This window comes from Aureimonas ureilytica DSM 18598 = NBRC 106430 (genome assembly GCF_000382705.1).
Lineage (GTDB): Bacteria > Pseudomonadota > Alphaproteobacteria > Rhizobiales > Rhizobiaceae > Aureimonas > Aureimonas ureilytica.
The window spans coordinates 53033-78195 of the sequence record NZ_ARQE01000003.1; the positions used below are offsets into that span (position 1 = coordinate 53033).

The following is a 25163-nucleotide window of genomic DNA, read 5'->3' on the forward strand; positions in this document are numbered from 1 at the left end:
TTTGCGCGGGGGAGCGCGCCCGCCTCGCCACGGGAGGCAAGACGGGCGCGCTCGACCTGACGGGTTCAGCGGCCCCGGCCTCGCTCTTTCGAGCGGATCGGGACCGATCAGCGATTCGGCCCGCCTTTTGGCGCGCCGGGGAAGGGAATGGCAAGCGGTATGGGCGATTTGTGGGTGTTCGGCTATGGCTCCCTGATGTGGCGGCCGGGCTTCGCCTTCGAGGAGCGGCAGACGGCGCGGCTCGCCGGCTTCCATCGCTCGCTCTGCATCTATTCCCATGTCCATCGCGGCACGCCGGAGCGGCCGGGCCTCGTGTTCGGACTCGACCGGGGCGGCTCCTGCGTCGGCATGGCGTTTCGCGTGGCCGAGGCGCTGCGCGACGAAACGATCGCTTACCTGCGCGAGCGCGAGCTGCCGACGAGCGTCTATCTGGAAACCACCCTCCCCGTGCGCTTGCAGGACGGGCGCCCCGTGCGCGCCCTCGCCTACATCGTGGATCGCGGCCATCAGCAATATGCCGGGCGGCTCGACGTCGACACGGCGGCGCGTCTGGTGGCGGGCGGTCACGGCCAGTCCGGCCCCAATGTCGATTACGTGCGCTCGGCCTTCGAGGAAATCGAGCGCTTGGGGCTCAAAGACCGCTGGCTCGGCGAGGTCGTGGCGCGGCTTTGACGGGGGCGCTCGGCCGAGTCCGACGCCGCCGGCGAAGCGGGGATCAGGCCGCCGCGTCCAGACGCGACACGGTCTTGTTGCGGCCGGCGAGCTTGGAGGCGTAGAGGGCTTCGTCCGCGCGCGCATAGGCCTGCGCGAATGTCTCGGACGGTTCGAACCGGACGAGGCCGAAGCTCGCCGTGACCGGCATGGGGAGAGCGAGATCGGCATAAAGCGAGGGAAGCCGATCGCGGAGCGCTTCCACCCGCTGCAAGGCCTCCGCAGCGCTGGCGCAGGACAGGAACACGGCGAATTCCTCGCCGCCCATTCGCCCGACGAGATCGCCGGGCTTCGCGCCCTCGTCGAGATGACGGGCAAAGCGCCTGATCACTTCATCGCCGACCATGTGGCCGCATCGGTCGTTGATGGCCTTGAACCGATCGAGATCGGCGGACACCATGAAGCCGCCCTCCCCCGCGTCGGCCCGCCGTTCGCCGATCTTCTCTTCGAAGCCGCGACGGTTGAGGACGCCGGACAGGTAATCGCACTCGGCCCGCCTCTGGAGTTCGCCTGCCAGATCCGCCACGACGACGAAAAGCGTGAGAATGCCCGTGCCGATCATGCCGGTCGGCGTGCCGAGCGACAGGACGAAGATGAAGGCGGCTTCGCCGATCTCGCCGCCCGGCCGAGCCAGAAAGGCCGCGATCCCGACACTGAGGATGTAGAGGCCATAGAGCGTCAGGACCCATCGCAAGGATGGAGAGATGTTGCGAACGCTCTTCGGGATGGCGACGATCAGAGCGATGAAGGCGGCATCCGTCAGGGAGGTCACGACGCGCGACGCCATTCTCCAGTCGAAGGGCTGGAGTGCCCAGAGAAGGACCACGAGCAGGGAGGACGAGGCCCAGAGAGCCAGGACGACGGGACCGCTCAGTCCGGCCCGAGACCGAAATCCCCATGCGAGAAGCGCGAAGCTCGCGATCGAGGCGTGGCAGGCCAGCATGGCGGCCAACGATTGATGCGTGGGGAGAAGGATGCCCGCGACGCGCACGCCATGCCCGACGGCCGATGCCAGAAACGACAGCGCCCAAATCGCCGCGTAGCGCTTCAATCCGAATTGCCGCCACGCCACGAGCAAGGCCGCGCCGAAAAACAGGCTGACGGAAACAACGCTGATCGAGGATGCGAGAGGGGACAGCATAGCCGATTCTATGCTTCGAACCCTTAAGGAAACCCAAGGCTCCCGTATCGGAAACACGACAAGAGGAAGCGACCGAACTCGTCACGGGGCGCTCGGGGCGCACGTTTCGGAGAGCCGCTTGCTTTGTCGCCGTTTCGACCGCCGACCGCAGACCGGCAGGTCTCGGGGCCGGCAGGTCTCGGGGCCGGCAGGTCTCGAGCCGCCCCCTCGGCAGACGCGGAAGGGGACGGCTCGGGGAGCGAGGCCCTTCAGGCCGCGTCGGGCGTGCGGGCGAGGTGGTCCGCGAGAAGCGGGCTGACCGGCAGGGCCGGATGGTCGGCGAGCGCCTGGCGCATCAGGGCGTTGGAGCGGGCCTCGATCCGCCCGCCCATCTCGCGCAGCAGCGCCTCGCGCGACAGGCCGGGGCCGATCGGAGGCAGGAACTCGGCGCGGATCGTGCCGGGCTGGCGGCGCACCGCCTGCCGGGGCCAGAACAGGCCGGAATTCAGCGCCACCGGCACCACCGTCAGCTGGAGCGCGTCGTAGAGGAAATGGATGCCGGGCCGGTAGTTCGGCGGCGTGCCGGGCGCGGCCCGCGTGCCCTCCGGAAAGATGATGATCTGCCGCCCGTCCGCGATCGCCTTGCGCGCCTCGCCGAGCAGGCTCGGCAGGACGGCGCCGCGCCGCTGGCGATCCACCGGGATCATGCCCATCCGCTTGGCGTACCAGCCGAAGACGGGAATGCGCATCAGCTCCTTCTTCAGGATGAAGGTCGGCTTCTCCAGATGGGGCAGAAGCGCGATCACCTCCCAGAAGGACTGGTGCTTGGAGGCGACGAGGACGGGGCCGGCGGGAATGTTCTCCTGGCCCGTCACGACCGAGCGCGTGCCGGCCAGATGGCGCAGGAGCCAAAGGCTGCTTCGCCCCCAGCTCTTGACGATCCACCAGCAGGCCCGCTCGGGCAGGAGGAAGAAGACGGGAAGATAGAGCAGCATCTGCCCCGCCAGATTGGAATAGAACAGGATCTGGAAGGTGATGGATCGAACAAGCGTCATGAAACGGGTCGCAAAGGCCGAGCGGGATGGAGCCCGGCGCGGTCGCGCGAGCCCTCGTCCGCCGTCTTACGAGGCTTTGCCCGCTATTTGAAGGACGCTTGCGCGTCTTCGCGCCCGGCCACGCGATGTTCGCGCTCCTGCGACACGACATGGTGCCAGGCGACGCGCGCCTTCACCGCCAGGACCTTGGCATATTCGGTTGCCAGAAGCCGCAGGCCGAGGCGCGTCGGCCAACCGTCGGGCCGCCAGAGCTTGTCGGGCGAGACGGGATAGGGAACGATTTCCGGCGCGTCCGGCACATCGGCCATTTCGAGCAGCGAGCGCGGAATGTGATAGTCGCTCGTCACGAGGAGAAGGCGGTGAAAGCCGTGCTGGCGCGCCCAGCGCGTCGTCATCTCGGCATTGCCGATCGTGTTCAGCGCCTCGTAGTCGAGATCGACGCAGCAGTCGAAAAGCGCATTGTCGGTGCCGGTGGTGCGGGCGAGAGCCCGGGCGCTGGTGCCCCGGTTGACGCCGCTGATGAGAAGCCGCTGCCCGTCCCCGTTGCGCAGGAGCTCGATGCCCTGCTTCAGGCGCTGCTCGCCGCCCGTCAGCACGACGATCCCGTCCGCCCGCGCGGTTTCGGGCGGCGTGGTGAGCAGCGCCACGTCGCGCGCGAAGCGCACGAAGCCGCCGGCGAGATAGGCGCCGGCCGCAAAGCCGAACAGAAGCACGGCCACGGCGAGGCGCCGCCTCGTGCGGCGCCTGCCGCGCCGGGCGTCCCGTTCCGCTCGCTCCCTCTCCAGCTCAACCGTACCGGCCATGCGCCTTCAACGTCTGTTCTCGGTCATTCGTTCAAGCCTCCACCGGCGAGAGCATGTCGATGGCGGCCAATTGCCGGATCACGGTTATGCGAGACGTGATCGCCGTCAACAGTCCAATGAGGACGATCAGCAGGAGAACGCCGCCATAGCCGGTCCAGCCGATGGCGAAGGAGCCGAACAGGGCGCTGATCTGGTCGGCCTCCGGCGTCGCCTGATTGGCCGCCGTCCAGCGGCCGAAGAGAAAGAACACGACGAGCGCCACCGCGCCGCCGGCCAGCGCGCCTATCAGGCCGAGCTTCAGGAAATGGCGCTGGAACTCGGCGGCGATGAAGGAGCCCCGCGCGCCGACGAAATGCAGGACCTCGATGATGTGGCGATTGCCGGTCATCGCACCGCGCGTGGCGAAGACGACGGTGAGCACCGTCGCCACCAGAACGAGCGCGAGAATGGCGACGCCGGTCAGCACGGTCGCATGGGCCATGGAGACGAGACGCGACACCCAGGCGCGATGATCGTCGAGGCTCGCCTGGGGCACCGCCTCGCGGATCGTGCGGCCGAGCGCGGCGAAGTCGGGCGGGTTGTCCTCGTCGATGGCGATCACCACGAGGCGCGGCACCGGCAGATCGTCGAGGTCGAGCCCTTGGCCCAGCCAGGGCTCCAGGAGGCGGTTCGTCGCGGCGTCGTCCAAGAGGTCGGCCGAGAGAATGCCGGGCGTCGCGAGCGCCGTCACCTGAACCTTGCGCAGAGCGTCCGCCATGTCGAGCCCTTCGTCGGGCCGCACCTGCACCGTCACCTCGCGCGCGATCTGCGACTGCCACTGCGCCGCCGTGTCGGACACGAGCGTCACCGCGCCCACCGTGAGGCTGGCGAGAAAGGTCATGATCGCGATCACCGTCAGGAGCGCGCGGCCCGCGACATTGCCGGGCGGCACGATCGGCGCGGAGCGAGCGTCCGAGGCGGGGCGCAGCCGCAGGAGGGTGAGAAGCCGGTCAATCATAGATGTCGAGCCGCCCGTCTCCGAGCACCAGCCGGCGCGCTTCCACCTGTTCCATCAGTGCCAGATCGTGCGTCGCGATCACCACCGCCGTGCCGGTGCGGTTGAGTTCCATGAAGAGGCGCAGGAGACGGCGCGCCAGCGGCGGATCGACATTGCCGGTCGGCTCGTCGGCAAGGAGAATGTCGGGCTGGTCGATCAGCGCGCGGGCGATCGCCGCGCGCTGCTTCTCGCCGCCCGACAGGACGAGCGGCGGCGCGTCCAGCCGGTCGCCGAGCCCCACCCAGCGGATCAGGTCGATCACGTCCTGCCGGTAGCTCGCCTCGTCCTTGCCGCGCACGCGAAGCGGCAGCGCGACATTCTCGTAGGTCGTCATGTGGTCGAGCAGGCGGAAGTCCTGGAACACGACCCCGATGCGGCGGCGAATGGCCGGCAGGTCCGTGCGCTTCAAGGTCGCAGCGTCCCGCCCGAGCACGGTGATCGTGCCGCGCGTCGGCTTCAGCGCCAGGAACAACATGCGCAGGAGGCTGGTCTTGCCGGCGCCCGACGGGCCGGTCAGGAACTGGAACGAGCGGGCGCGGATCTCGAAGGTGAGATCGCGCAGCACTTCCGGGCCCATGTCGTAGCGCAGACCCACATTCTCGAACCGGATCAATCCGTTGCGCCTTTCCCTGACCGGCGTCGCGGTGCCGGATTCGTCCCTCGTTTCGCGCAGCATTCCGGCGCCATTCGGGCCGGCCCGGCAAGCCGGCGGACCCGAAACTCTTTACGCCTTGTTAACCATGCGAGCTTACCGGTTCCTGACCAAACGGCCTCCTCGGCCGCCCTCGTTCAGCAGGATCGGCCCATGCGCTCCCGCCAGGCTTCCTCCGCCGCCCATGCCAACGCCCATGCCTACGACCCGACGCCCTGGCGCGACAGCGTCGGCCTCGTGATCGACCTCGAAGCCCGGCGCGTGGCCGCCGCCGCGCCGGCAGCCAGCCCGGCGCCGGCCCCCGGTGAGGTCTATAGCTGGGAAGGGTTCGAGACCGCCAACACCAATTGCGCGCCGCCGCCGCGCTCGCGCGATCTCGGCTCCCGGCGCGGGACCGCGCGCGACATGAGCGTCGAGACGCGGCTGATGATCTGCCTGTTCGCCCTTCTTTCCTTCCTCGCCGCGCCCACCTCCCCCACCGCGCCGGCGCCCGCCACGGCGGCGGTTCACGCCGATGTCGCAACGCGTGGATAAGGCAGGGCTTTTCGCGCTCCGGCCTTGACCTGACAGGCGTCCTCGCGGTCTGATCCGCGCCCGGCCGGCCTGACGAAGGCTTCCTTCTCCTCCTCCCTGACGAGGCGCCCCATGATCCGCGTGCGCGGCAAGACCATCGAGACGCTGTTTTCCGAAGAGGAGATCGCAACTGAGATCGAGCGCCTCGCCGGCGAGATCGCGGCGCGCAAGCCCGACAATCTCCTCGTCGTCGCGGTGCTCAAGGGCTCCTTCGTGTTCACGGCCGATCTGATCCGCGCCCTGCACAAGCACCACATCGCGCCGGAGGTGGAGTTCATCCAGCTCTCCTCCTACGGTACGGGAACGGTCGGCGGCGACGTGCGCATCGTGCGCGATCTGGAAGGCCAGATCGCCGGGCGCAAGGTTCTGATCGTCGACGACATCCTGGAGTCGGGCCGCACGCTGAAATTCGCCCGCGACCTCATGCTCTCGCGCGGGGCGACCGGCGCCGAGATCGCCGTGCTCCTGGACAAGCGGATGCGCCGCGTCGTGGAACTCGAGGCCGATTTCGTCGGTTTCGAATGCCCCGACCATTTCGTGGTCGGATACGGCATGGACGTCGCCCACACGTTCCGCGAACTGCCCTTCGTCGGACGCGTCGTCAGCTAGTCGCCGAGCATCCAGCGAAAGCCGGCTCGGCTTTCGCGCCCGGACGAGGCGACGAACGAGGAGCCGGAATATGTCCGGTGAACCGGACATGTTCCATTTCACCCTTTCTTCACCACGCTTCGTAAGGCTTCGCACAAGGATATCGCGGAATAATCCGCAGACGGGCGCGTGTTTGCCTGTTTCCGGCCGGTCGATCCGGTGTGTGGGAGTTGTCGGACCATGGCGAGAATTCTGATCGCGGAAGACGAAGCGGGTGTGCGCCTCCTCGTGGCCCGTGCGTTGCGCATGGAAGGGCATGAGGTCGTCATGGCCGAGGACGGCGAAATGGCGATCGACATCCTGGCGGAGGAGAACGGTCGCTTCGACCTCGTTCTCTCCGACATTCGCATGCCCGCGCTGACCGGCATCGAGTTGGCCTATGCCGCGCGCACGGCCTTTCCGGACCTGCCGATCCTCCTGATGACCGGCTATGCCGAGCAGCGCGAGGCGGCGGAAGACCTTCGGGAAATCATCCTTGGCGTCGTGGACAAGCCCTTCACGCTCGCCGAAATCCGGCTGCGCGTGGCACAGGCGCTGCGCGACCCCTCGGCCGACGAAGACTTGTTTCTGATGCGCCGCTACGGCTGAGCGCGAACGAATGGATCGGCGAAAGGGCGGCCTTCGAGCCGCCCTTTCTCGTTTCAGCGCCGGCGCGCCACGAAGAAGAGACGCGGGAAAGCCAGGAGCCGGCGCCCGTCGGCGCGCTCGCCGTAAAGCTCCTCCATTTCCTGCGTGTAGCGATCGAGGAAAAGCGCGCGCTCCTTTTCCGGCAGCGGATCGATGAAGGGCTTCAGGCCCGTGGAGCGGAACCAGTCGGTGATCGCCAGCGCGCCGTCCATCGGATGTTCGTAGACCGTGGTCCAGACATCCACCTCGCGCGCCTCGCGGACCAGCCAGTCGTAATAGGACGCGCGCGGCGGGATCGTCTCCCGCGCTTCGTCCATCCCATCGAGGAAGGGCGCGAAGACGGGCTCGCGCGCGATGCGGCGCATGGCCGTCTGGCTCGGTTCGGCGAGATTGTCGGGGATCTGCGCGGCGAGCAGCCCGCCCGGCGCGACATGGGCAAAGAGCGCGGGGACCAAGCGCTCGTGGCCGCGCACCCATTGCAGCGAGGCATTGGCGTAGACGAGGTCGAAGGGGCGCTCCGGCGCGAAGGCGCCGATATCGCCGCGCTCGAAGCGGCAGGCCGGCAGGCGCTGCCGCGCCTGTTCGAGCATGGCGTCCGACGTATCGAAGCCGGTGATCTCGGCCTCCGGAAAACGCTCGAACAGAAGCTCGGTGGAATTGCCCGGCCCGCAGCCGAGATCGGCGATGCGCAGCCCCGCGCCGTGCGGATCGCCACCGAGGCGGCAGCGGGCGAGAAGATCGCGCGCCGGGCGCGTGCGCTCCTCCTCGAAACGGCTGTAGAGCGCCGGGTTCCAATCCGCCATGACCGGGGTCCTCCTGTTCGTCAGGCCCCCGTCTTAGACCCCTCGCCCGCGCGGGGCGAGAGGGATCGGGAGCAGACGCCGAGCCGGCGGCGCTCCGTCAGGGCGTGCGGAGCAGGCGCTCCAGATAGTCGCGCTCTTCCTGAGGCGAGAGCTGGCGGCCGAGGCGCTCGCGGATCTGATCGAGAATCTGGCGCGCGCGCTGGATGTCGATCTCGTCGGGCACGCCGACATCGCTGCCGAAATCGGGACCCTGCGTCTGGCGCTCGCGGCCGAGCGGGTCGAGGCCGGAGCGCTGGCGGCCGGGGCCGTAGCCCTGCCCCATCTGCCCCTGGCCCGGCTGCTGCCCCTGGCCGGGCTGCTGGCCTTGCCCCTGGCCCTGCCCCTCGCCCTGGCCCATGGCCTGCTGCATCTGGCGCATCGCGTCCTGCGCGCCGCGCCGCAGCGCCGCCATAGCGTCGCCCTGCTGACCGACCGCCTCGCCGTCATTCCCCTGTCCGATCGCGCCTTGCGCGCGGCCCATGGACTCGCCGGCCTGCCCGAAATCCTGGCTCGGCTGCATGCCCTGGCCCTTCATCGCGTCCTGCAGGGCCTGGAGGTCCTTCTGGAGCTGGCCCTGCTCGCGCTGGAGCCTGTCCTTGAGCGCCTGAAGCTGCTCGGCGGTCGGGGGCTGCCCTTCGCCGCCCTGCGGCTGGCCTTGCTGGCCTTGTTGCCCCTGCTGGCCCTGTTGCCCTTGCTGTCCCTGCTGTCCCTGCTGGCCCGCCTGCTCCTCGTTCTGCATCTGGCGCTCGGCTTCCATCTGCCGGCGCATCTGCTGACGGCCCATCTCGAAGGTCTCGTCCATCAGCTTCTGCTGGCGCTGGAGCATCTCGCCGAGCTGGTTCATCTGCTGCTGCATCGGGCTCTGGGCCTGCTGGCCCTGTTGCCCCTGCTGACCCGGCCGCATGGCCTGGAGGCTCTGCATCATCTGGTTGAGTTCGGACAGGAGCTGCTGCGCGGCGTCGCGCGAGCCCGAGCGCGCCAGATCCTCGATCCGGTCCAGCATCCGGTCGAGATCCTGCGGCCGGATTTCCTGCATCTCGCCCATCTGGCTCTGGCTCTGCGGCGGCATGTTGCGCATCGCCTCGGCCATGGCCTGGAGATATTGCTGCATGGCCTCGCGCAGCTCCTGCGTCAGGCGCGCGATCTCTTCCTCGCCGGCATTGTTGCGCAGCGCCTCGGAAAGCTTGTCCTGCGCGTCGCGCAGCTGCCGCTCGGCCACCGACAGGCCGCCATCCTCGATGCCGAGCGCGATGGCCCAGAGGAAATCCACCGCCGACAGAAGCGTCGCATCGTCGCGCGCCGAGGCGATGCGCTCGCGCGCGGCGCGAAGCGCGAGATAGTCGGCGGGCTTGGCGATGAACTCGTCGCCGCGCAGCGTCACCGCGTCCAGCATGTCGACCACGCGCGACGCGGCATGGGCGTTGAGCGCCAGAATGCGGCGCTGCTCGATCACGGCGCGCGCCAGCGGATCGCTGAAGCGGCGCTCGGGGATCGTCACCTCGACCGGCTGGGACTCGCCGACCTGCCCAGCATCGTCCTGCACCTGCAGAACCATGGCGACCTTCGCGCCGGCATAGGGACTTTCGGTGAGGTCCAGCGAGGTGCGGCCCTTGGCCTCGCCCTTCGTGCGGCGCGGCATGGCGAGCTGAACCTCGGGGATCGGCACGAGCGGCCGCGCGCCGGGGGCGACCGGCTCGCGCAGCTGAAGCAGCGCCTTGCCGGAGGCTGCGCCGTAATCGTCCGTCACGAGGAAGGCCATGTCGAGCGCATTGCCGCGCCCGCGCTTGGGCTCGCCGTCGAAGCGCACGACGGGCGGATGATCGGGGAGAACCGCGAAACGCCAGTCGCGCAAGGTGCGCAGCACCGTCTCGACGCGCACCGAACCCGCCGCGTTCAGGGGAAGCTCGTATTGCGCCGCGCCGCCAGCGGGTGCAGGCGCGGGCGCGCTCGCCGCACCCGCCGCATCGACGGTTTCGGGCGTGACGGGCACGAGCGCCTGCGCCTCGCCGCCCTCCGGCGTGAAGAGGACCTTGGTGCCGTCTCCGTCCGACAGGCGCAGGGACAGGATCGTGCCTTCCGGCACCTCCAGCGGCCCCGCCGCGTCCTCGGCGAGAAAGATCGGCGCGCGGCCCGTATAGCCCGGCGGCGTCGCCCAGGCGTCGATGCGGGCAGCCGTCAGAAGCGGCACTTCGCCGCCGCTGAGCGCATCGGCCACGCGGCCGCCGTTCGGGCCGAAGGAATAGGCGAAGGCGGTGACGAACAGCGCCGCGACGAGGGCGCGAAGGCCGAGCGGATCGAGCCGATAGGTCCGCGTGCGCGGCGCACCGCCGCGCAGCCGCGACAATTGCTCGCGCATCCGGCGCTGATGCTCCTGCCACAGCGCCCGCGCGAACGGGTCCTCGCTCGCCGCCCGGTCGCTCTGTGCGGCCAGCGGCTGGTGAAGGAGCCGGCTTTCGGCCTCGATGCGCGCGACGATCTCGCCCCGGCGCGGCCAGCGGAAACCGCGCGCGCGCCAGAGAAGAGCGAGCCCAGCAAGGACGAAACCCGCGAGCAGCGCGAGGCGCAGAAGGAAGGGTGCGGCGGCGAACAGGCCGAACCAGGACAGCGTCAGAAACAGCGCGACGAGACCGGCGAGGCCGACGAGAAGCGGCCAAAGGCGCTCCAGAACCAGCGAAGCCAGCGCGCCGGCCCGCGCCCGGACGGGGGCGCCGGCGACCGGGGAGTGATCAGGGGCAGGCTCAGCCATCGCGCCGCTTCCAATGGGTTCGGCGGCCGGCACAGATCCGGCCGCCCCAAGGGGCTCAAGGCCGGAAAGGCGCGGCCCTCCCGGCACCCTGCCCCGGTCATGTCAGTAACTTAACAGTTTCTATGGCGAAGACGAGGCCGTCGCGAAGGCGTGAACGACGCGGCCCGGCGCGCCGTCAGGAAGGCCGGCGGCAGAGCGACCGAGCTTTCGTTCCGAACCGCCCGTCAGAGCCAGTCGGGCACGCGGTCGAGCGCGATGATCTCGTCCACCGTGAAGCGCGGGCGGACCACGGCGAAGCGATCGCCCTTCACCAGCACTTCCGGGATCAACGCGCGGGTGTTGTAGGTGCTCGCCTGCACCGCGCCATAGGCGCCGGCCGAGGCGACCGCCAGGAGATCGCCCGGCTTGGCCTCGGGCAGCGAGCGTTCCTTGGCGAGGAAGTCGCCGCTCTCGCAGACCGGCCCGACGACGTCGGCCACGACATAGTCCTGATGCGCGTCGGGCTCCACCACGGGGCGGATTTCGTGCCAGGCCTCGTAGAGCGTCGGGCGGATCAGGTCGTTCATCGCCGCGTCCACGATCAGGAAGCGGCGGCCCGCCTCTTCCTTCACATAGACGACTTCGGTGACGAGAATGCCGGCATTGGCCGCGATCAGCCGGCCCGGCTCGAACACGACCTTGGCGCCGAGCGCGCGCACATGCTTCTTCACGGTCTCGGCATAGGCCGGCGGGCCGGGAGGCGGCTCGTTCGAGGCGCGATAGGGCACGCCGAGCCCGCCGCCGAGATCGACATGGGTGATCCGGTGCCCCCTGGCGCGCAGCCGGCCGACGAGTTCGGCGAGCTTGGCGAAGGCGAGGTCGAAGGGCTCGAGCTCGGTGATCTGCGAGCCGATATGCATGTCGATGCCCGACACGGTGATGCCCGGCAGCTTGCTTGCCAGATCGTAGACCGCTTCGGCCCGCTCGAAGGCGATGCCGAACTTGTCGGACTTCTTGCCGGTGGAAATCTTGGCATGGGTGCGCGCGTCGACATCCGGGTTGATGCGGAAGGACACATGCGCGGTGCGACCGAGCGCCTCGGCGCGCGCGGAGATGGCGCGCAGCTCGGGCTCGGATTCGATGTTGAAGCAGAAGATGCCGGCGTCCAACCCCGCGTCGATCTCCGCCGCGGTCTTGCCGACGCCCGAGAACATGATCTTCTCCGGCGCAATGCCGGCCGCGAGCGCACGCTTCAATTCGCCGCCCGAGACGACGTCCGCGCCCGCGCCGAGCCGGGCCAGCGTCTTCAACACGGCCTGGTTCGAATTGGCCTTCATCGCGTAGCAGACGGTGGCGTCGATATCGGCGAAGGCTTCCGCGAAGACGCGGAAATGGCGCTCCAGCGTGGCGGTGGAATAGCAGTAGAAGGGCGTTCCGACCTCGGCGGCGATCGCACGGATGTCGACCTCCTCGCCATGCAGGATGCCGTCGCGATACTCGAAATGGTTCATGGAAGGGGCCGGGCGGAAGAGAGCGGAAGGAGAATCAGTTCAGGAGACCGTCGAGAAGGAACGGTTTCTTCTCGGCGCCGGGATTGCGGGTGATCTCGGTCGGCACGACGGACAGGTTGGAGGCGAGCGGCGTCGCCTTGGGCAGGCGCGCCGTACCGTCCGGCGCGGGCACAACGGTGCGCGCCGGCTGGCCGTCGGCGCGCTGGGCGACGGGCACGGACTTCACGCCGCAGCCGGCGAGCGCCGTCGCCAGAGCCAGACCGAGCGCCAGGGTGATCCCACGTCTGTTCATGCCGTCCGTCCGTTTCGCCGGATCGTCCGGCCTTTTCCAACCCATAGACCGTCCGCGCGGCGAAATCACCCCGCAAGATCAGCCTTCGCTGCCGAGACGCTCGCGCCAGTAGCGCACCTGGGCGCGCACGTTTTCGGGCGCGGTGCCGCCAAAGCTCGTGCGGCTGGCGACCGACGCGTCCACCGACAGCACCGAGTAGATCGCGTCGGTGATGCGCGCGTCGAGCTGGCGCAGGTCCTCGATCGGCAGGGCTTCGAGCGCCACGCGCCGCTCCTCGGCCATGGCGACGGCGCGGCCGGTCACGTGATGGGCCTCGCGGAAGGGCAGGCCGAGCTCGCGCACCAGCCAGTCGGCGAGATCCGTCGCCGTGGAGAAGCCGGCGCCCGCCGCGGCCCGCATCTTCTCGGCGTTGACCTTCAGATCGCGCATCATGCCCGTGACGGCGGCGAGCGCGAGGGCGAGGTTGTCGATCGCGTCGAAGACCTGTTCCTTGTCCTCCTGCATGTCCTTGGAATAGGACAAAGGCAGGCCCTTCATGATGGTGAGCAGCGCCATTAGCGAGCCGTTGATGCGGCCGGTCTTGGCGCGCACCAGCTCGGCGGCGTCCGGATTCTTCTTCTGCGGCATGATCGAGGAGCCGGTGGAGAAGGCGTCGGACAGGCGCACGAAATCGAATTGCGGCGTCGACCAGATCACGATCTCTTCGGCGAGACGCGACAGGTGCATGGCGGCGATCGAGGCGGCCGACAGGAATTCCAGCGCGAAATCGCGATCCGAGACCGAATCCAGCGAATTGCGCGTCGGCTCGCGGAAGCCGAGCGCCTCGGCCGTCCGGTGCCGGTCGATCGGGAAGCCCGTGCCGGCGAGCGCGGCCGCGCCGAGCGGCGATTCGTCCATGCGCCGGATCGCATCCTGCACGCGGCCCCGGTCGCGCCCGGCCATTTCGGCATAGGCGAGGCAATGATGGCCGAAGGTGACGGGCTGGGCGGCCTGCAGATGGGTGAAGCCCGGCATCACGGTTGCGGCATGTTCCTCGGCCCGGTCCACCAGCGCCTCGATCAGGAGGCGCAGCGCGCGGTCGAGATCGCGGGCGGCGTTCTTGACGAAGAGGCGGAAATCGACGGCCACCTGATCGTTGCGCGAGCGCGCGGTGTGAAGACGCCCGGCGGCCGGGCCGATCAGGCTCGCCAGACGCGCCTCGACATTCATGTGAATGTCCTCATGCGCGACGGAGAACTCGAAGCGTCCCTCGTCGATCTCGGTGCGGATCTGTTCGAGGCCGCGCCTGATTTCCGCCGCGTCTTCGGGCGAGATGATGCCCTTCTCGGCCAGCATGGCCGAATGCGCGATCGACCCGGCGATGTCTTCGCGGTAAAGCCGCTTGTCGAAGGAGATGGAGGCGTTGATCGCCTCCATGATCGCGCTGGGGCCGGAAGCGAAGCGTCCGCCCCACATTTCGTTGCTTGTCTTGCCGCTCACGAAAAGGCCCCTTTGCCGATGTCCGACCTCGACCCCACCACGCCGCCGACGCAAAAGCGCCGCGCGGGCCGGATCGTCGGCCTTGCTCTTCTGGCCGGCGTGTGTGCCGGCGCGTTCGGCGTATACGTGATGGAAACGCGCTCTGGCAACGCGAGCGTCGCCGCCTGCCCCGCAAAGGACGGGTTGCGGCAGGCGCTGGACGCGGCCTCCAAGGGCGAAGTCGCCGCGCTCCTGACGCTGGACCAGCCCTTCGACGCCACGCAGATCGCCTTCAAGGACGGCGCGGGGCAGATGACGAGCCTCGGCGCGATGAAGGGCCAGTCGCTGCTCGTCAACATCTGGGCGACCTGGTGCGTGCCCTGCCGGGCCGAGATGCCGGCGCTCGACGAGCTGGAGCGGGAGGCGGGCGACGAGAGCTTCGCCGTGGTGCCGATCAATATCGACCTCGGCGACGTGGAAAAGCCCAAGGCCTTCTACACCGAGACCAAGCTCACCGCCCTGCCCTTCTTCCGCGACGAGACGATGGGCGTCTTCAACGAACTGAAGAAGGCGGGCGTCGCCTTCGGCCTGCCGGTGACGCTCCTGGTCGATGCCGAGGGCTGCGCCCGCGCCGCGATGAACGGCGCCGCGCACTGGTCGAGCCCGGACGCGCTGGCTCTGGTCGATGTCATGAAGCGGGCGGACGCCTCGCCCACAGGGTAGATTAGAAGGCGCTATGCCGCGCAGGAGAGCGGTGTCGGCGAAAATTAGGTTCGCAGAGCCCTTTCATGAGCTTGGTTCACGCACCACCCAAGCGTGAAAGCCAGTCGACATTTCACAAGGCATCTTTTGCAACGGTCCTGGAGGACCTGAAGGCAGCCCTGCCGCTACCGAACAAGCCTTTTCCTCTTCTGAGAAGCTCGATCGTCGTCGTCGCCGTCGTCTCCGCCAAGGGCGTCGATCGTATCGAAGATGGTCGTAAGCGATGTGCCAAGCATGGAACCACTTGACACAGTGGAACTAGGAGTTGCCCAACTGGGGGACGGCGCAAGCGACGGTCCTACCCGAACTCCCCCAGCATGCCGGGCGAGGCCTGTGGCCGATCCAATGCCATGGCGTACGTCACGCTTGCGGTTGTCCTTCAACTCTTCGCCTGCCGCCAAGGTCAAAGCGCCATCCTTGACCATTTCGTCCAGAAGCGCACTCCATTTCATCTTCGTCCCACCCATTGCCAAGGCGAGGCGCTTTACCTTCAAGGGCGTCCATACGACGCTGTGCCTTTGCCAGACGCCCCCACCTTGCCCCCCCGCTTTTAGAACTCGCGCCACCGCCGATGAGCAATTATTCCGCAGCATTTGGTAGTTTTTGTATTCCAATTTCACTGCAGACCATTCAGCGAACATTTTTTCTTTCGAAAAATTGGCAAGCCGAATTACGTGGTCGGGCGTATACCCACCTTCCGACTCCACATCGTCTTTTAACTGCAGGTTGTAATCGCTTTTCACAGCGCTAGTAAACGTAGACGAATCGCTGCTAGGCCAAAAGCTGACGTAATTTGCCAAGCCAGAGAATTTCCACTGGTCGTCGATACTCATTGACGCATGGCCTGGATACGTATGACCACGTATCGCAACCTTGTTGTTATTCCAGATAAAGACGGTCGCCATGGAAATCTCCTTGAAGAGTTTTATATTCAAAATTACAGAATCAGCGCAGAGAATACATCTAATCTACAATAATATAATGGCTTCGCCAAACATCCTGTTTCATCATGTCACAACAAGACGAAGAACGGAGACAAGTCAGCCACCGAACGGATCGATGTCAGACCAGTCGGTCGCAAGCACCGCCTGCCAGCAGGTGTCCTTGCCATGGGCGCCGGTGGTGCTTTTCGAGACGAGGTCGACGACCATGCCGACGTGACCGCCGGCCAGGCCGTGCGCGCTGACGAGATCGTCGCGCACGATGCCGTCGGAGCCGAGGCCCCGGATGCGAAAATTGACGCCGGACGTGTCGTCGGCGCTTTTCGACTTGATCGTGCGCAGCATCATCATGGGCTTGAAGATATTGCCGTGCGCGGCCTTGATCACGTGCTTCATCGCTGGCGCGTTGAAGGTGACGAAGGGCACCTGCTCCCAGACGCCGACGACCTGCGCGAGACCGCCGCCGAGCGAATGGCCGCAGACCGATACGCGCCGTCCGGCGGCGATCTGCTTGGCGGCGCGCACCATGCCGCGGGCCGAGGTGCATTGATTGGGCAGAATGCGCAGACCGATGCGAACGTCCGCGCTGATGTCGGACAGGAACTTGCCCTTCTGCTTGGGATTGGTGCCGCAGCAGCCCACCACCACGTCTCGTTCGCTCTGCCAGATGCCGCCCTGGAACCCGTCTCCGAAGACGGTTCCGTTTTCCCATTTCTGGACCACCCAATCGTCGACCATATGGCCGGAGGGCTCTTCGTAATACTGCGCCTTGCTCTTGAAATAGGCCGCATATGCGATCTTCGCATAGTCCAGACAGGTCGCCATGAAAGTCGTCGCTCATCCAGTTGAGAATCGGGCATGCGATAGCAGGCGCCCCGCCGGTAGAGGCGGATCGACAGGGAAGTGGCCATCTTGAAGGAGGAAGCCGGCGGATCGCGTCGCTTCGACACCGCGGACGCGGCATGTCGCTGCGTCATCGGCGAACCAGACTTAACGGTTGGACGAGCTTTTTGTCGACGCCCCGACAGTTCCGGGCGTCTCAAACACCGCCTTCTCGTCCAAGCGGGACGACGCGACGGTCGGGTGCGAGCGAACGCGGGCCGAAACCCTATCGGCGCGCGTCTTCGGATCGGCGGCGCGGGCCCTTGAGCGAGGCTCGCGCGAACGCCTTCAGCGCGTCGGAACGGGCGTCTCGCCGCGATAGTCGTAGAAGCCGCGCTTGGTCTTGCGGCCGAGCCAGCCGGCCTCGACATATTTCACGAGAAGCGGGCACGGGCGATACTTCGAATCGGCCAGCCCGTCATGCAGCACCTGCATGATCGAGAGGCACGTATCGAGGCCGATGAAGTCGGCGAGCTGGAACGGACCCATCGGATGGTTGGCGCCGAGCCGCATGGAGGCGTCGATCGATTCCACCGAGCCGATGCCCTCGTGCAGCGTGTAGATCGCCTCGTTGATCATCGGGATCAGGATGCGGTTGACGATGAAGCCCGGAAAATCCTCCGAGACGATGATCGTCTTTTCGAGCCGCTCCACGAAGCGCTTGGAGTCTTCGAACACCGCGTCGTCGGTCGCGATGCCGCGCACCAGCTCGACGAGCTTCATGACCGGAACCGGGTTCATGAAATGGATGCCGAGAAAGCGCTCGGGCCGGTCGGTGCCCGCGGCCAGCCGCGTGATCGAGATGGAGGAGGTGTTGGAGGCCAGCACCGCGTCCGGGCGCAGGACCGGGCAGACCTGCGCGAAGATGCGCCGCTTGACCTCTTCCTTCTCGGTCGCCGCCTCGATCACGAGATCGCAAGGGGCGAGATCGTTGACCCCGTCGGCCGGCTTCAGCCGCGAGAGCGCCGCCTCGGCGACCTCGGTGGCGAGCTTGCCGCCCGCCACCTGCCGCTCGAGCCCCGCCCTGACCTTGGCGAGGCCCTGGCGCGCCTGCTCCAGGCTGACGTCGTAGAGCACGACGTCGAAGCCCGCGAGCGCGCTCACCTGAGCGATGCCCGTTCCCATCTGTCCGGCGCCGACGACGCCGACCGTGCGAATGTCGCTCATGGCGAGACCTTTCCCGCTTGAAGGTTCAGAGCTTCTGCGTCAGTTCGGGAACCAGCGTGAAGATGTCGCCGACGAGGCCGTAATCGGCGACCTGGAAGATCGGCGCGTCCTCGTCCTTGTTGATGGCGACGATGACCTTGGAATCCTTCATGCCGGCCAGATGCTGGATCGCGCCCGAGATGCCCGCCGCGACGTAAAGGTCGGGCGCGACGACCTTGCCGGTCTGGCCGACCTGCCAGTCGTTCGGCGCGTAGCCCGCGTCCACCGCCGCGCGGGAGGCCCCGACCGCCGCGCCGAGCTTGTCGGCGAGCGGCAGCATGACCTCCTCGAACTTCTCCTTCGAGCCGAGCGCGCGGCCGCCGGAGACGACGACCTTGGCGCCCGACAGGTCGGGACGCTCGGAATGGGCGACCTCCTGGCCGACGAAGCGCGACACGGCGGGATCGCTCGCCGCCGCGACGCTTTCCACCGGCGCCGAGCCGCCCTCAGGCGCCGCCGCGAAGGCCGCCGTGCGCACGGTCAGAAGCTTGATCGGATCGCGCGAGCGCACGGTCTCCACCGCGTTGCCGGCATAGATCGGGCGCTCGAACGTGTCGGCGCCGTGAACGGCGATGACGTCGGAAACCTGCATGACGTCGAGCAGCGCGGCGGCGCGCGGCAGGACGTTCTTGGCCGAAGCCGTGGCCGGGGCGACGATGGCGCCATAGGCGGGGGCGAGCTGGACGATCAGCGCGGCCAGCGGCTCGGCCAGCGCGTGGCCATAGGCGGCGCCATCGGCCACGAGCACCTTGGCGACGCCGGACAGCTTGGCGGCGGCCTCGGCGACGGGCGCGCAGGCCTCGCCCGCGACGAGGAGGTGAACCTCGCCGCCCAGTTGCAGCGCGGCGGTCAGCGCCTTGGCGGTCTCGCCCGAGAGATGGGCATTGTCGTGCTCGGTGATCAGAAGCGTGGTCATCAGGGAACCCTCGAATCAGAAGAAAGCGGCGATGGACCGGGGCCGGCTCAGACCAGCCCGGCTCCCTTCAGCGCGGACACGAGCTCGTCCACCGAGCCGAGCTTGACGCCCGCCTGACGGCCCTTGGGCTCGGCGGTCTTCAGGACTTCGAGGCGGGGCGCGGTGTCGACGCCGAAATCAGCGGCGCTCTTCTCGTCCAGCGGCTTCTTCTTGGCCTTCATGATGTTGGGCAGCGAGGCGTAGCGCGGCTCGTTCAGGCGAAGGTCGGTGGTGACGATCGCCGGCAGGTTAAGGCCGACCGTCTGCAGGCCGCCGTCCACTTCGCGCGTGACGCTGGCCTGCCCGTCCGCGATCTCCAGCTTGGAGGCGAAGGTGCCCTGCGCCCAGCCGAGGAGCCCCGCGAGCATCTGGCCGGTCTGGTTGCAATCGTCGTCGATCGCCTGCTTGCCAAGAATCACGAGGTCGGGCTGTTCCGCCTCGACGACGCCCTTCAGGATCTTGGCGACGGCGAGCGGCTCGACCGTGCCCTCGGCCTTCACGAGGATGCCGCGATCGGCGCCCATGGCGAGCGCGGTGCGGATCGTGTCGGCGGCCTGCGCCGGGCCGACGGAGACCGCGACGATCTCGGTTGCGCCGCCCTTTTCCTTGAGGCGGACGGCCTCTTCCACCGCGATCTCGTCGAACGGGTTCATCGACATCTTCACGTTGGCCAGCTCGACACCCGTGCCGTCCGCCTTCACGCGGATCTTCACGTTGTAGTCCACCACACGCTTCACGCAGACCAGAATCTTCATGCCGTTCCTTCCTCGCGGCCGGGCCTCCGGCAGGCCCCCGCCAAGGGACGGCCCGCCAGAGCTCGGGACTTTTTAAGCAGCGCTCACGCCAGCTTCAAGCGCAAGCACGACGCCTCGCCCTCAAGCTATCTAACTTTTACGTTCACGTCAAAATTCGAGCCGTTCCAAATCGGGCGTGCAAGGCAATGGCCAGAGGGCCTCGCGCCCCCATCCCCCGCTCGTTCATCGATTGGCGCCGGGCACCCAGAGGACATCGGCCTTTCCGGCATCGTTGGCATGGCGCGCCATGACGAAGAGGAGGTCGGACAGGCGGTTCACATAGCGGATCGCGGCCGAGGACACGCGCTCGCCGCCGATTTCGCTGAGCGCCACCATGAGCCGTTCGGCCCGGCGCGCCACGGTGCGGGCGAGATGGAGATGGGCCGCGAGCGCCGTTCCGGCCGGCAGGACGAAGGAGCGCAGCGGCTCGAGATCGGCGTTCAGGCGGTCGATCTCGCGCTCGATCACGTCCACCTGCGACTGGACGATCGCCAGCCGCTCGAAGGGCAGCGGCTGCCCGGTTTCAGGGGTGGAGAGATCGGCGCCGAGGTCGAAGAGATCGTTCTGGATGCGGGCGAGAAGCGTGTCCGTTTCGCCGCTCGCATGGAGCCGGGCGAGGCCGAGCACGGCGTTCAGCTCGTCCACCGTTCCGTAGCTCTCGACCCGCGCGTCGGCCTTGGAGCGCCGCTCGCCATTGCCGAGCCCCGTCGTCCCGTCGTCGCCGGTCCGCGTGTAGATCTTGTTCAGCCGCACCATGGTCCCCGCCCCGCTTGTCCGCCGCCGCCATCTCAGTTAGGGCGGCAAAGCGCAAGGTCGCCCGGCCTTAGCCTGAGAATTCCGCTCTCAGCGCGAGAAATACAGAACCGCGACGATCACCGCGACGGCGATCGCCTGGAGCATGACGCGCGCGCGCATCAGCTTCTGCGAGGTGTTGCCGGGCCCGCCCTTCATCATGTTGCGCAGGCCGAGCAGCAACACGATGGCGACGGCGATCATCAGGACGAGGGCGATGACGGTGAAGAAGGCGGACATGGCGAGGCTTTCGAAGCGGCGGCGCGTGGCCAAGATATAGATGCGAGGGAGGCCCGGCGCGAGCGGTTGCGACCTCACGCCTCCCCGGCCCGAGGGCGGCGCGGGGCGCGCGTCGCCAGCCAGACGCCGGCGGCGGCGACCGCGATGCCCACGAGCTGGATCGGCGTCAGCTGCTCGCCGAACAGGACGAAGGCCATGCAGGCCGTCACCGAGGGCACGAGATAGAAGAGCGAGGCGACGCTCGACACCGAACCGTTGCGGATGAGAACGAGAAGCAGCATCACCGCGCCGATCGACAGGGCGAGCACCAGCCAGAGAAGCGACAGGACGAGTTCGAGGGTCCAGTCGATCCGCATGGTCTCGCTCGCGAGCGCCATCAGGATCGAGGGCACGAAGGCGCCGGCATATTGCGCGGCGGCGCCGACGCGAAGGTCGAGCCCGGTCACGAAGCGCTTCTGCCAGACCGTGCCGAGCGCGATGGCGACGACGCCGAACAGGGCGGGCAGCAGCGTCTGCGCGCCGAAGGCGGCGCCGGTGCCGAGCTTGGGCGCGACCACGAGGGCGACACCGCAGAGGCCGATCGCGAGACCCAGCGCATGGCGGCGCGTCAAGCGCTCGCCGATCGCCACCCAGGCGATCAGCGCGGTGAGGAACGGCTGCAGGCCGGCCACCAGTGCGGCGATGCCGGCCGGCAGGCCATGGCGCACGGCATAGAACACGCCGCCGAGATAGAAGCCGTGGATGAGGCAGCCGGCAAAGGCCGAATGGGCGATCGGGCGGACCGGAAGCGGCCCCTTGCCGCGCAGGAGAACCAAGGCGACGGGCAGGAGAATCAGGAGCGCCAGCGCGAAGCGCAGCGCCAGGAAGGTGAAGGGCTCGGCATGGGGCATGGCGTAGCGCGCGCCCACGAAGCCGGTCGACCAGAGCAGCACGAAGAGCACGGGGAAAAGCGGCAGGAGCCGGTTCGCAAGGCCAGTCATCGGGCACCTCGTTTCGCGCGCCACCGCCCAGCCCGGCGATCGCAGACCGGCGATAGCAGGCCGGGCGGGTGGGCGAAAGCGGTCGCGTCGCCAAGCCTGGCGGCCGGCGTCCCTGCGACGCAGCCGTCGCCCGGCCCCTCGCGCCATCGCCAGACGCCGCCTCGATTGCTATGGGAGCCGCACGATCCCGTCCCGCTTCGCCGGAATGCCGCCCATGACGCTCGTCCTCTCCATCGTCGCGCCGATCTTCATGCTGATCGGCCTCGGCGCGCTCGCGGCCAAGCTCGAGCTTCTGAAGGCGCAGACCGGCGAGGCGCTGACGCAATTCGTATTCCTCTTCGCCGTGCCGGCGCTGATGTTCCGCACCATCGCGACGGCCGATTTCGGCGACGCCCATCCGCTCCTGCTTTGGACGAGCTATTTCGCGGGCGTCGTGCCGAGCTTCGCGCTCGGCATGGTGATCGCGCGCCGGCTGGCGGGGGCGGATCGGCGCGGGGCGGTGATCGCCGGCGTGTCGGCCTCCTTCTCCAACCTCATCTTCGTCGGCATTCCCGTGGCCGAGCGCGCCTTCGGGCGCGAGGGGCTCGATGCCCTGGCGCTGATCATCTCGATCCATCTGCCAGTCATGATGACCGTCTCGACCCTTCTCCTGGAGCGCGCGGCCGTGGCCGATGCGCGCTCGGGCGTGACGCAAGGCCCGGTTCCCGCCCCTTCCGTCCGCCGCACGCTCGCGCAGGTCGGCCGCAACCTGTCGCGCAACGCGCTCGTCTACGGTCTCGTCGGCGGCGCGCTGTGGCGCCTCACCGGCCTGCCGCTGACCGGTCCCGTCGCCGAGGTCCTGAAGCTGCTCGGGGGAACGGCGGGGCCGATCGCGCTCTTTGCGGTCGGCTTCTCGCTGCCGCGCTATCCGATCCGAGGCGCGCTACGGGCTCCGGTCGCGATCACGGCGCTGGCGCTTTTCGTTCAGCCGCTCGTGGTGCTCGCCGTCGGCTCGCTTCTCCTGCCGCCGCTCTGGCTCGCCGTCGCCGTGGTCGCCGCCGCCTCGCCGACCGGCGTCAACGCCTATCTCTTCGCGACCTATTTCCGCACCGGCGAAGGGCTTTCGGCCACGGTGATCGTCGTCTCCACCGTGGTCGCGGCGGTGACGCTGACCGGCTGGATCGCATTCATGACCGGGGCATGACCGGGGCCTGAGAGGGCAGGCCGACCATCCGGCGGATATCGGCCGGCGTCAGCCCCGCCGCCCCGAGCGCGCGCACCGACGCCGCGCCTTCGCTCTTGGAGAGCTTGCGCCCGTCCTCGCCGAGGATCAGGTCGTGATGGTGGTAGCGCGGCTGGGCGAGGCCGAGCAGCTCCTGAAGCAGGCGGTGAACCGAGGTGGACGGCAGGAGATCGCGCCCGCGCACGACATCGGTGACGCCCTGCAGCGCGTCGTCCACCGTCACCGACAGATGGTAGCTCGTCGGCAGGTCGCGGCGCGCCAGAACGACGTCTCCCCAGAGCGCGGGGTCGGCGCGCACCTCCGCCGGCTCGCCCCCGCCGCTTTCGGTGAAGCTCAACACGCCGCCCAGCCGATCGAGCGCGGCCCGCATGTCCAGCCGCCAGGCGAACCCCTCGCCCGCCGCGATCCGCGCGCGGCGCTCCGTGGGCGAGAGATCGCGGTCGAGGCCGGGATAGATCGGCGCGCCGTCCGGGTCGCGCGGCCAGGGCCGACCCTCCCGCTCCTCGTGAAGGCTCGCGAAGGCGCGCACCTCGCCCCTCGTCATGAAACCGGGATAGGCGAGGCCTGCGTCCCGCAGCGCCTCCAGCGCCGCCTCGTAATCGGCGAAATGCTCGCTCTGCCGGCGCGGCGGCTCGGCCGGGGCGAGCCCCAGCCATTCGAGATCGCCGATGAGCCGCGCCTCCAGTTCGGGCGTGCAGCGGGCGCGGTCGATATCCTCGAGCCGCAGCAGGAAGCGCCCGCCGCAGGCCAGCGCCAGATCGTGGTTGAGAAAGGCCGAATAGGCATGTCCGAGATGCAGGAGCCCGTTCGGGCTCGGCGCGAATCGGAACACGCGGCGGGGGGCGGAAGCGCTCATGAGCGCCTATCTAGCGCAGATCGGGTCGATCGAACTCGCCTCACGAGGTGCCGGGGGAGGACGCCGGGAAAGACGAGCGAAAGGGAGCGCCGGATGATTCGCACGCAGGCCGACATCGAGGCCGGGCTTCTGGCGCTTCGGGAGGCCGATCCGCGTCTCGAAGCCGTCATTTCCATCGCCGGCCCCGTGCCGCTGCGCCTCGGGGCGCCGGGCCTGCGCGGGTTTCTGGGCACCATCGTCGCGCAGCAGGTGTCGCGGGCGAGCGCCGATGCGATCTTCGCGCGCTTTGCCGGGGAGTTCGATCTCGACGATGCCGAAGCGCTGCGCGCGGCCTCCGACGAGGCGCTGCGCCGCGCCGGCCTGTCGCGCCCGAAGATGCGGACCGTGCGCGCCATCGCCGAGGCGGTAGCGACGGGCGCGCTCGACTTCGAGCGGCTGGAACGGCTCGACGCCGCGAGCGCCATCGAGGAGATGACGGCGATTCACGGGGTCGGCCGCTGGACGGCGGAATGCCATCTCCTCTTCGCGCTCGGCCATCCGGACGTGTTTCCGGCCGGCGATCTGGCGCTTCAGGTGGCGGTCGCCCATGCGCTCGCCCTCCCCGAACGGCCCAGGGAAAAGCCGCTCGCGGCGATGGCGGAGGTCTGGTCGCCGCACCGCGCAACGGCGGCGCGGCTGTTCTGGAGCTACTACCACGCCCTCACCCGGCGCGACGCGGCGCCCGCCTCGGCGGAAAATCCTTCGCCGGGCCTGCGTCCGATTGTGCATGAAAGGGGCTAACCCCTTCCAAGGCTTCACAAAGGCGACATGTTGGAGCACGATAGTGCAGACGCATTTGAAACGAGCATGAGCATACGGTTCGCAGGACCGGCTGCCGTTCTTGCGATACCGCTGCCTTGCGTGAAGGAGAGTATCCTTGACGATCGCAGTGCCGTCCAACTTGTCTCCCGCGCTCGTGCTGAACGCGGACTTTCGGCCGTTGAGCTATTATCCGCTGTCGCTCTGGTCGTGGCAGGATGCCATCAAGGCGGTGTTTCTCGACCGCGTGACCATTCTCGCGGAATACGACCGCGCGGTGCATTCGCCGACCTTCTCCATGCGGCTGCCGTCGGTCGTGTGCCTGAAGACCTATGTGAAGCCGGCCCGTCACCCGGCCTTCACGCGCTTCAACGTGTTCCTGCGTGACCGCTTCCAGTGCCAATATTGCGGCTCGCCGCACGAACTGACCTTCGATCACGTCATTCCGCGCTCGCGCGGCGGCCTCACCACCTGGGAGAACGTCGTCACCGCCTGCTCGCCCTGCAACCTCAGGAAGGGGGGCCTCATGCCCAAGGACGCCGGGATGCATCCGCATCAGGTGCCCTACCAGCCGACCGTCCACGACCTCCACAACAACGGACGCCTGTTCCCGCCGAACTTCCTGCACGAAAGCTGGCTCGACTATCTCTACTGGGATTCCGAACTCGACCCCGAGTGAGCA

General features: G+C 68.2%; 27 protein-coding genes. 8 read left to right on the forward strand and 19 right to left on the reverse strand.

Features of this window, described 5'->3' with window-relative positions:
- Positions 1-159 precede the first annotated feature (159 nt).
- Positions 160-672: a gamma-glutamylcyclotransferase gene (locus B146_RS0107525; protein ID WP_019995814.1), complete on the forward strand. Its 513-nt coding sequence runs from the start codon at positions 160-162 to the stop codon at positions 670-672.
- Between the two features lie 43 nt (positions 673-715).
- On the opposite strand, the gene B146_RS0107530 is transcribed toward B146_RS0107525, so the two are convergent.
- From B146_RS0107530 to ftsE, 5 genes are all read right to left on the reverse strand, one after another.
- On the reverse strand, positions 716-1852 hold the full coding sequence (locus B146_RS0107530) for a GGDEF domain-containing protein (protein ID WP_019995815.1): 1137 nt from the start codon (positions 1850-1852) through the stop codon (positions 716-718).
- Positions 1853-2100: 248 nt separating this feature from the next.
- Positions 2101-2886: a lysophospholipid acyltransferase family protein gene (locus B146_RS0107535; RefSeq protein ID WP_019995816.1), complete on the reverse strand. Its 786-nt coding sequence runs from the start codon at positions 2884-2886 to the stop codon at positions 2101-2103.
- A gap of 83 nt (positions 2887-2969) precedes the next feature.
- Positions 2970-3689 (reverse strand): YdcF family protein, encoded by a 720-nt coding sequence (locus B146_RS0107540; protein ID WP_155897412.1) that lies wholly within the window; start codon positions 3687-3689, stop codon positions 2970-2972.
- Positions 3690-3720: 31 nt separating this feature from the next.
- The gene (locus B146_RS0107545) at positions 3721-4686 is read right to left on the reverse strand and encodes a cell division protein FtsX (protein WP_019995818.1); all 966 of its coding nucleotides are present in this window, start codon (positions 4684-4686) and stop codon (positions 3721-3723) included.
- Positions 4679-5338 carry a cell division ATP-binding protein FtsE gene (gene ftsE, locus B146_RS0107550; protein ID WP_026358428.1) on the reverse strand — a complete coding sequence of 220 codons (660 nt, stop codon included), beginning with the start codon at positions 5336-5338 and terminating at the stop codon, positions 4679-4681. The genes B146_RS0107545 and ftsE overlap by 8 nt, the downstream gene beginning before the upstream one ends.
- A gap of 192 nt (positions 5339-5530) precedes the next feature.
- Here ftsE and B146_RS0107555 point away from each other — a divergent pair, with 192 nt between their 5' ends.
- The 3 genes from B146_RS0107555 (at position 5531) to B146_RS0107565 (ending at position 7186) form a co-directional block, all read left to right on the forward strand.
- Complete coding sequence (locus B146_RS0107555) at positions 5531-5911, forward strand: hypothetical protein (RefSeq protein ID WP_019995820.1); 381 nt, start codon at positions 5531-5533, stop codon at positions 5909-5911.
- Positions 5912-6022: 111 nt separating this feature from the next.
- On the forward strand, positions 6023-6559 hold the full coding sequence (hpt, locus tag B146_RS0107560) for a hypoxanthine phosphoribosyltransferase (RefSeq protein ID WP_019995821.1): 537 nt from the start codon (positions 6023-6025) through the stop codon (positions 6557-6559).
- A 219-nt stretch (positions 6560-6778) separates the two neighbouring features.
- Complete coding sequence (locus B146_RS0107565; protein WP_019995822.1) at positions 6779-7186, forward strand: response regulator; 408 nt, start codon at positions 6779-6781, stop codon at positions 7184-7186.
- A 53-nt stretch (positions 7187-7239) separates the two neighbouring features.
- Here B146_RS0107565 and tam read toward each other — a convergent pair whose 3' ends face one another.
- The 5 genes from tam to argH all read right to left on the reverse strand — a co-directional run bounded on the left by tam (position 7240) and on the right by argH (position 14050).
- A complete protein-coding gene (gene tam, locus B146_RS0107570; protein ID WP_019995823.1) occupies positions 7240-8028 on the reverse strand; it encodes a trans-aconitate 2-methyltransferase in 789 nt (262 codons plus the stop codon).
- A gap of 97 nt (positions 8029-8125) precedes the next feature.
- A complete protein-coding gene (locus B146_RS0107575) occupies positions 8126-10813 on the reverse strand; it encodes a TIGR02302 family protein (protein ID WP_019995824.1) in 2688 nt (895 codons plus the stop codon).
- 224 nt (positions 10814-11037) lie between these two features.
- Positions 11038-12303 (reverse strand): diaminopimelate decarboxylase, encoded by a 1266-nt coding sequence (gene lysA / locus B146_RS0107580; protein ID WP_019995825.1) that lies wholly within the window; start codon positions 12301-12303, stop codon positions 11038-11040.
- Positions 12304-12337: 34 nt separating this feature from the next.
- Positions 12338-12595, reverse strand: coding sequence for a hypothetical protein (locus tag B146_RS0107585; protein ID WP_019995826.1), 258 nt, complete (start codon positions 12593-12595; stop codon positions 12338-12340).
- A gap of 78 nt (positions 12596-12673) precedes the next feature.
- Positions 12674-14050, reverse strand: a complete 1377-nt coding sequence (argH, locus tag B146_RS0107590) for an argininosuccinate lyase (RefSeq protein ID WP_019995827.1) — start codon at positions 14048-14050, stop codon at positions 12674-12676.
- 42 nt (positions 14051-14092) lie between these two features.
- Here argH and tlpA point away from each other — a divergent pair, with 42 nt between their 5' ends.
- A complete protein-coding gene (gene tlpA, locus B146_RS0107595; RefSeq protein ID WP_019995828.1) occupies positions 14093-14776 on the forward strand; it encodes a thiol:disulfide interchange protein TlpA in 684 nt (227 codons plus the stop codon).
- Between the two features lie 164 nt (positions 14777-14940).
- On the opposite strand, the gene B146_RS28940 is transcribed toward tlpA, so the two are convergent.
- From B146_RS28940 to B146_RS0107630, 8 genes are all read right to left on the reverse strand, one after another.
- The gene (locus B146_RS28940) at positions 14941-15720 is read right to left on the reverse strand and encodes a hypothetical protein (RefSeq protein ID WP_155897413.1); all 780 of its coding nucleotides are present in this window, start codon (positions 15718-15720) and stop codon (positions 14941-14943) included.
- A 135-nt stretch (positions 15721-15855) separates the two neighbouring features.
- The gene (locus tag B146_RS0107600) at positions 15856-16581 is read right to left on the reverse strand and encodes a hypothetical protein (RefSeq protein WP_019995829.1); all 726 of its coding nucleotides are present in this window, start codon (positions 16579-16581) and stop codon (positions 15856-15858) included.
- 345 nt (positions 16582-16926) lie between these two features.
- Positions 16927-17805, reverse strand: coding sequence for a 3-hydroxybutyryl-CoA dehydrogenase (locus tag B146_RS0107605; protein WP_019995830.1), 879 nt, complete (start codon positions 17803-17805; stop codon positions 16927-16929).
- Positions 17806-17830: 25 nt separating this feature from the next.
- Positions 17831-18760: an electron transfer flavoprotein subunit alpha/FixB family protein gene (locus B146_RS0107610; RefSeq protein WP_019995831.1), complete on the reverse strand. Its 930-nt coding sequence runs from the start codon at positions 18758-18760 to the stop codon at positions 17831-17833.
- Between the two features lie 47 nt (positions 18761-18807).
- Positions 18808-19554 (reverse strand): electron transfer flavoprotein subunit beta/FixA family protein, encoded by a 747-nt coding sequence (locus B146_RS0107615; protein WP_019995832.1) that lies wholly within the window; start codon positions 19552-19554, stop codon positions 18808-18810.
- A 222-nt stretch (positions 19555-19776) separates the two neighbouring features.
- Entirely contained in the window at positions 19777-20349 is a 573-nt protein-coding gene (locus B146_RS0107620) for a cob(I)yrinic acid a,c-diamide adenosyltransferase (protein ID WP_019995833.1), read from the reverse strand.
- 87 nt (positions 20350-20436) lie between these two features.
- A complete protein-coding gene (locus B146_RS0107625) occupies positions 20437-20625 on the reverse strand; it encodes a twin transmembrane helix small protein (protein ID WP_026358430.1) in 189 nt (62 codons plus the stop codon).
- Between the two features lie 74 nt (positions 20626-20699).
- On the reverse strand, positions 20700-21605 hold the full coding sequence (locus B146_RS0107630; protein WP_019995835.1) for a DMT family transporter: 906 nt from the start codon (positions 21603-21605) through the stop codon (positions 20700-20702).
- A gap of 214 nt (positions 21606-21819) precedes the next feature.
- Between B146_RS0107630 and B146_RS0107635 the strand changes: the two genes are divergently transcribed.
- A complete protein-coding gene (locus tag B146_RS0107635; RefSeq protein WP_019995836.1) occupies positions 21820-22788 on the forward strand; it encodes an AEC family transporter in 969 nt (322 codons plus the stop codon).
- Here the strand turns inward: B146_RS0107635 and gluQRS are convergent.
- Positions 22772-23683 (reverse strand): tRNA glutamyl-Q(34) synthetase GluQRS, encoded by a 912-nt coding sequence (gluQRS, locus tag B146_RS0107640; RefSeq protein WP_019995837.1) that lies wholly within the window; start codon positions 23681-23683, stop codon positions 22772-22774. The genes B146_RS0107635 and gluQRS overlap by 17 nt on opposite strands.
- A 93-nt stretch (positions 23684-23776) precedes the next feature.
- On the opposite strand from gluQRS, the gene B146_RS25335 reads away from it, so the two are divergent.
- Positions 23777-24463: a DNA-3-methyladenine glycosylase family protein gene (locus tag B146_RS25335; RefSeq protein WP_019995838.1), complete on the forward strand. Its 687-nt coding sequence runs from the start codon at positions 23777-23779 to the stop codon at positions 24461-24463.
- Between the two features lie 136 nt (positions 24464-24599).
- The gene (locus B146_RS0107650; RefSeq protein WP_019995839.1) at positions 24600-25160 is read left to right on the forward strand and encodes an HNH endonuclease; all 561 of its coding nucleotides are present in this window, start codon (positions 24600-24602) and stop codon (positions 25158-25160) included.
- Positions 25161-25163 lie beyond the last annotated feature (3 nt).

Excerpts from the sequence above, each read along its gene's own strand:
- B146_RS0107525 (WP_019995814.1), top strand. The coding sequence starts at position 160 with ATGGGCGATTTGTGGGTGTTCGGCTATGGCTCCCTGATGTGGCGGCCG.
- B146_RS0107530 (WP_019995815.1), bottom strand. The coding sequence starts at position 1,852 with ATGCTGTCCCCTCTCGCATCCTCGATCAGCGTTGTTTCCGTCAGCCTG.
- B146_RS0107535 (WP_019995816.1), bottom strand. The coding sequence starts at position 2,886 with ATGACGCTTGTTCGATCCATCACCTTCCAGATCCTGTTCTATTCCAAT.
- B146_RS0107540 (WP_155897412.1), bottom strand. The coding sequence starts at position 3,689 with ATGGCCGGTACGGTTGAGCTGGAGAGGGAGCGAGCGGAACGGGACGCC.
- B146_RS0107545 (WP_019995818.1), bottom strand. The coding sequence starts at position 4,686 with ATGATTGACCGGCTTCTCACCCTCCTGCGGCTGCGCCCCGCCTCGGAC.
- B146_RS0107555 (WP_019995820.1), top strand. The coding sequence starts at position 5,531 with ATGCGCTCCCGCCAGGCTTCCTCCGCCGCCCATGCCAACGCCCATGCC.
- hpt (WP_019995821.1), top strand. The coding sequence starts at position 6,023 with ATGATCCGCGTGCGCGGCAAGACCATCGAGACGCTGTTTTCCGAAGAG.
- B146_RS0107565 (WP_019995822.1), top strand. The coding sequence starts at position 6,779 with ATGGCGAGAATTCTGATCGCGGAAGACGAAGCGGGTGTGCGCCTCCTC.
- tam (WP_019995823.1), bottom strand. The coding sequence starts at position 8,028 with ATGGCGGATTGGAACCCGGCGCTCTACAGCCGTTTCGAGGAGGAGCGC.
- B146_RS0107575 (WP_019995824.1), bottom strand. The coding sequence starts at position 10,813 with ATGGCTGAGCCTGCCCCTGATCACTCCCCGGTCGCCGGCGCCCCCGTC.
- lysA (WP_019995825.1), bottom strand. The coding sequence starts at position 12,303 with ATGAACCATTTCGAGTATCGCGACGGCATCCTGCATGGCGAGGAGGTC.
- B146_RS0107585 (WP_019995826.1), bottom strand. The coding sequence starts at position 12,595 with ATGAACAGACGTGGGATCACCCTGGCGCTCGGTCTGGCTCTGGCGACG.
- argH (WP_019995827.1), bottom strand. The coding sequence starts at position 14,050 with ATGTGGGGCGGACGCTTCGCTTCCGGCCCCAGCGCGATCATGGAGGCG.
- tlpA (WP_019995828.1), top strand. The coding sequence starts at position 14,093 with ATGTCCGACCTCGACCCCACCACGCCGCCGACGCAAAAGCGCCGCGCG.
- B146_RS28940 (WP_155897413.1), bottom strand. The coding sequence starts at position 15,720 with ATGGCGACCGTCTTTATCTGGAATAACAACAAGGTTGCGATACGTGGT.
- B146_RS0107600 (WP_019995829.1), bottom strand. The coding sequence starts at position 16,581 with ATGGCGACCTGTCTGGACTATGCGAAGATCGCATATGCGGCCTATTTC.
- B146_RS0107605 (WP_019995830.1), bottom strand. The coding sequence starts at position 17,805 with ATGAGCGACATTCGCACGGTCGGCGTCGTCGGCGCCGGACAGATGGGA.
- B146_RS0107610 (WP_019995831.1), bottom strand. The coding sequence starts at position 18,760 with ATGACCACGCTTCTGATCACCGAGCACGACAATGCCCATCTCTCGGGC.
- B146_RS0107615 (WP_019995832.1), bottom strand. The coding sequence starts at position 19,554 with ATGAAGATTCTGGTCTGCGTGAAGCGTGTGGTGGACTACAACGTGAAG.
- B146_RS0107620 (WP_019995833.1), bottom strand. The coding sequence starts at position 20,349 with ATGGTGCGGCTGAACAAGATCTACACGCGGACCGGCGACGACGGGACG.
- B146_RS0107625 (WP_026358430.1), bottom strand. The coding sequence starts at position 20,625 with ATGTCCGCCTTCTTCACCGTCATCGCCCTCGTCCTGATGATCGCCGTC.
- B146_RS0107630 (WP_019995835.1), bottom strand. The coding sequence starts at position 21,605 with ATGACTGGCCTTGCGAACCGGCTCCTGCCGCTTTTCCCCGTGCTCTTC.
- B146_RS0107635 (WP_019995836.1), top strand. The coding sequence starts at position 21,820 with ATGACGCTCGTCCTCTCCATCGTCGCGCCGATCTTCATGCTGATCGGC.
- gluQRS (WP_019995837.1), bottom strand. The coding sequence starts at position 23,683 with ATGAGCGCTTCCGCCCCCCGCCGCGTGTTCCGATTCGCGCCGAGCCCG.
- B146_RS25335 (WP_019995838.1), top strand. The coding sequence starts at position 23,777 with ATGATTCGCACGCAGGCCGACATCGAGGCCGGGCTTCTGGCGCTTCGG.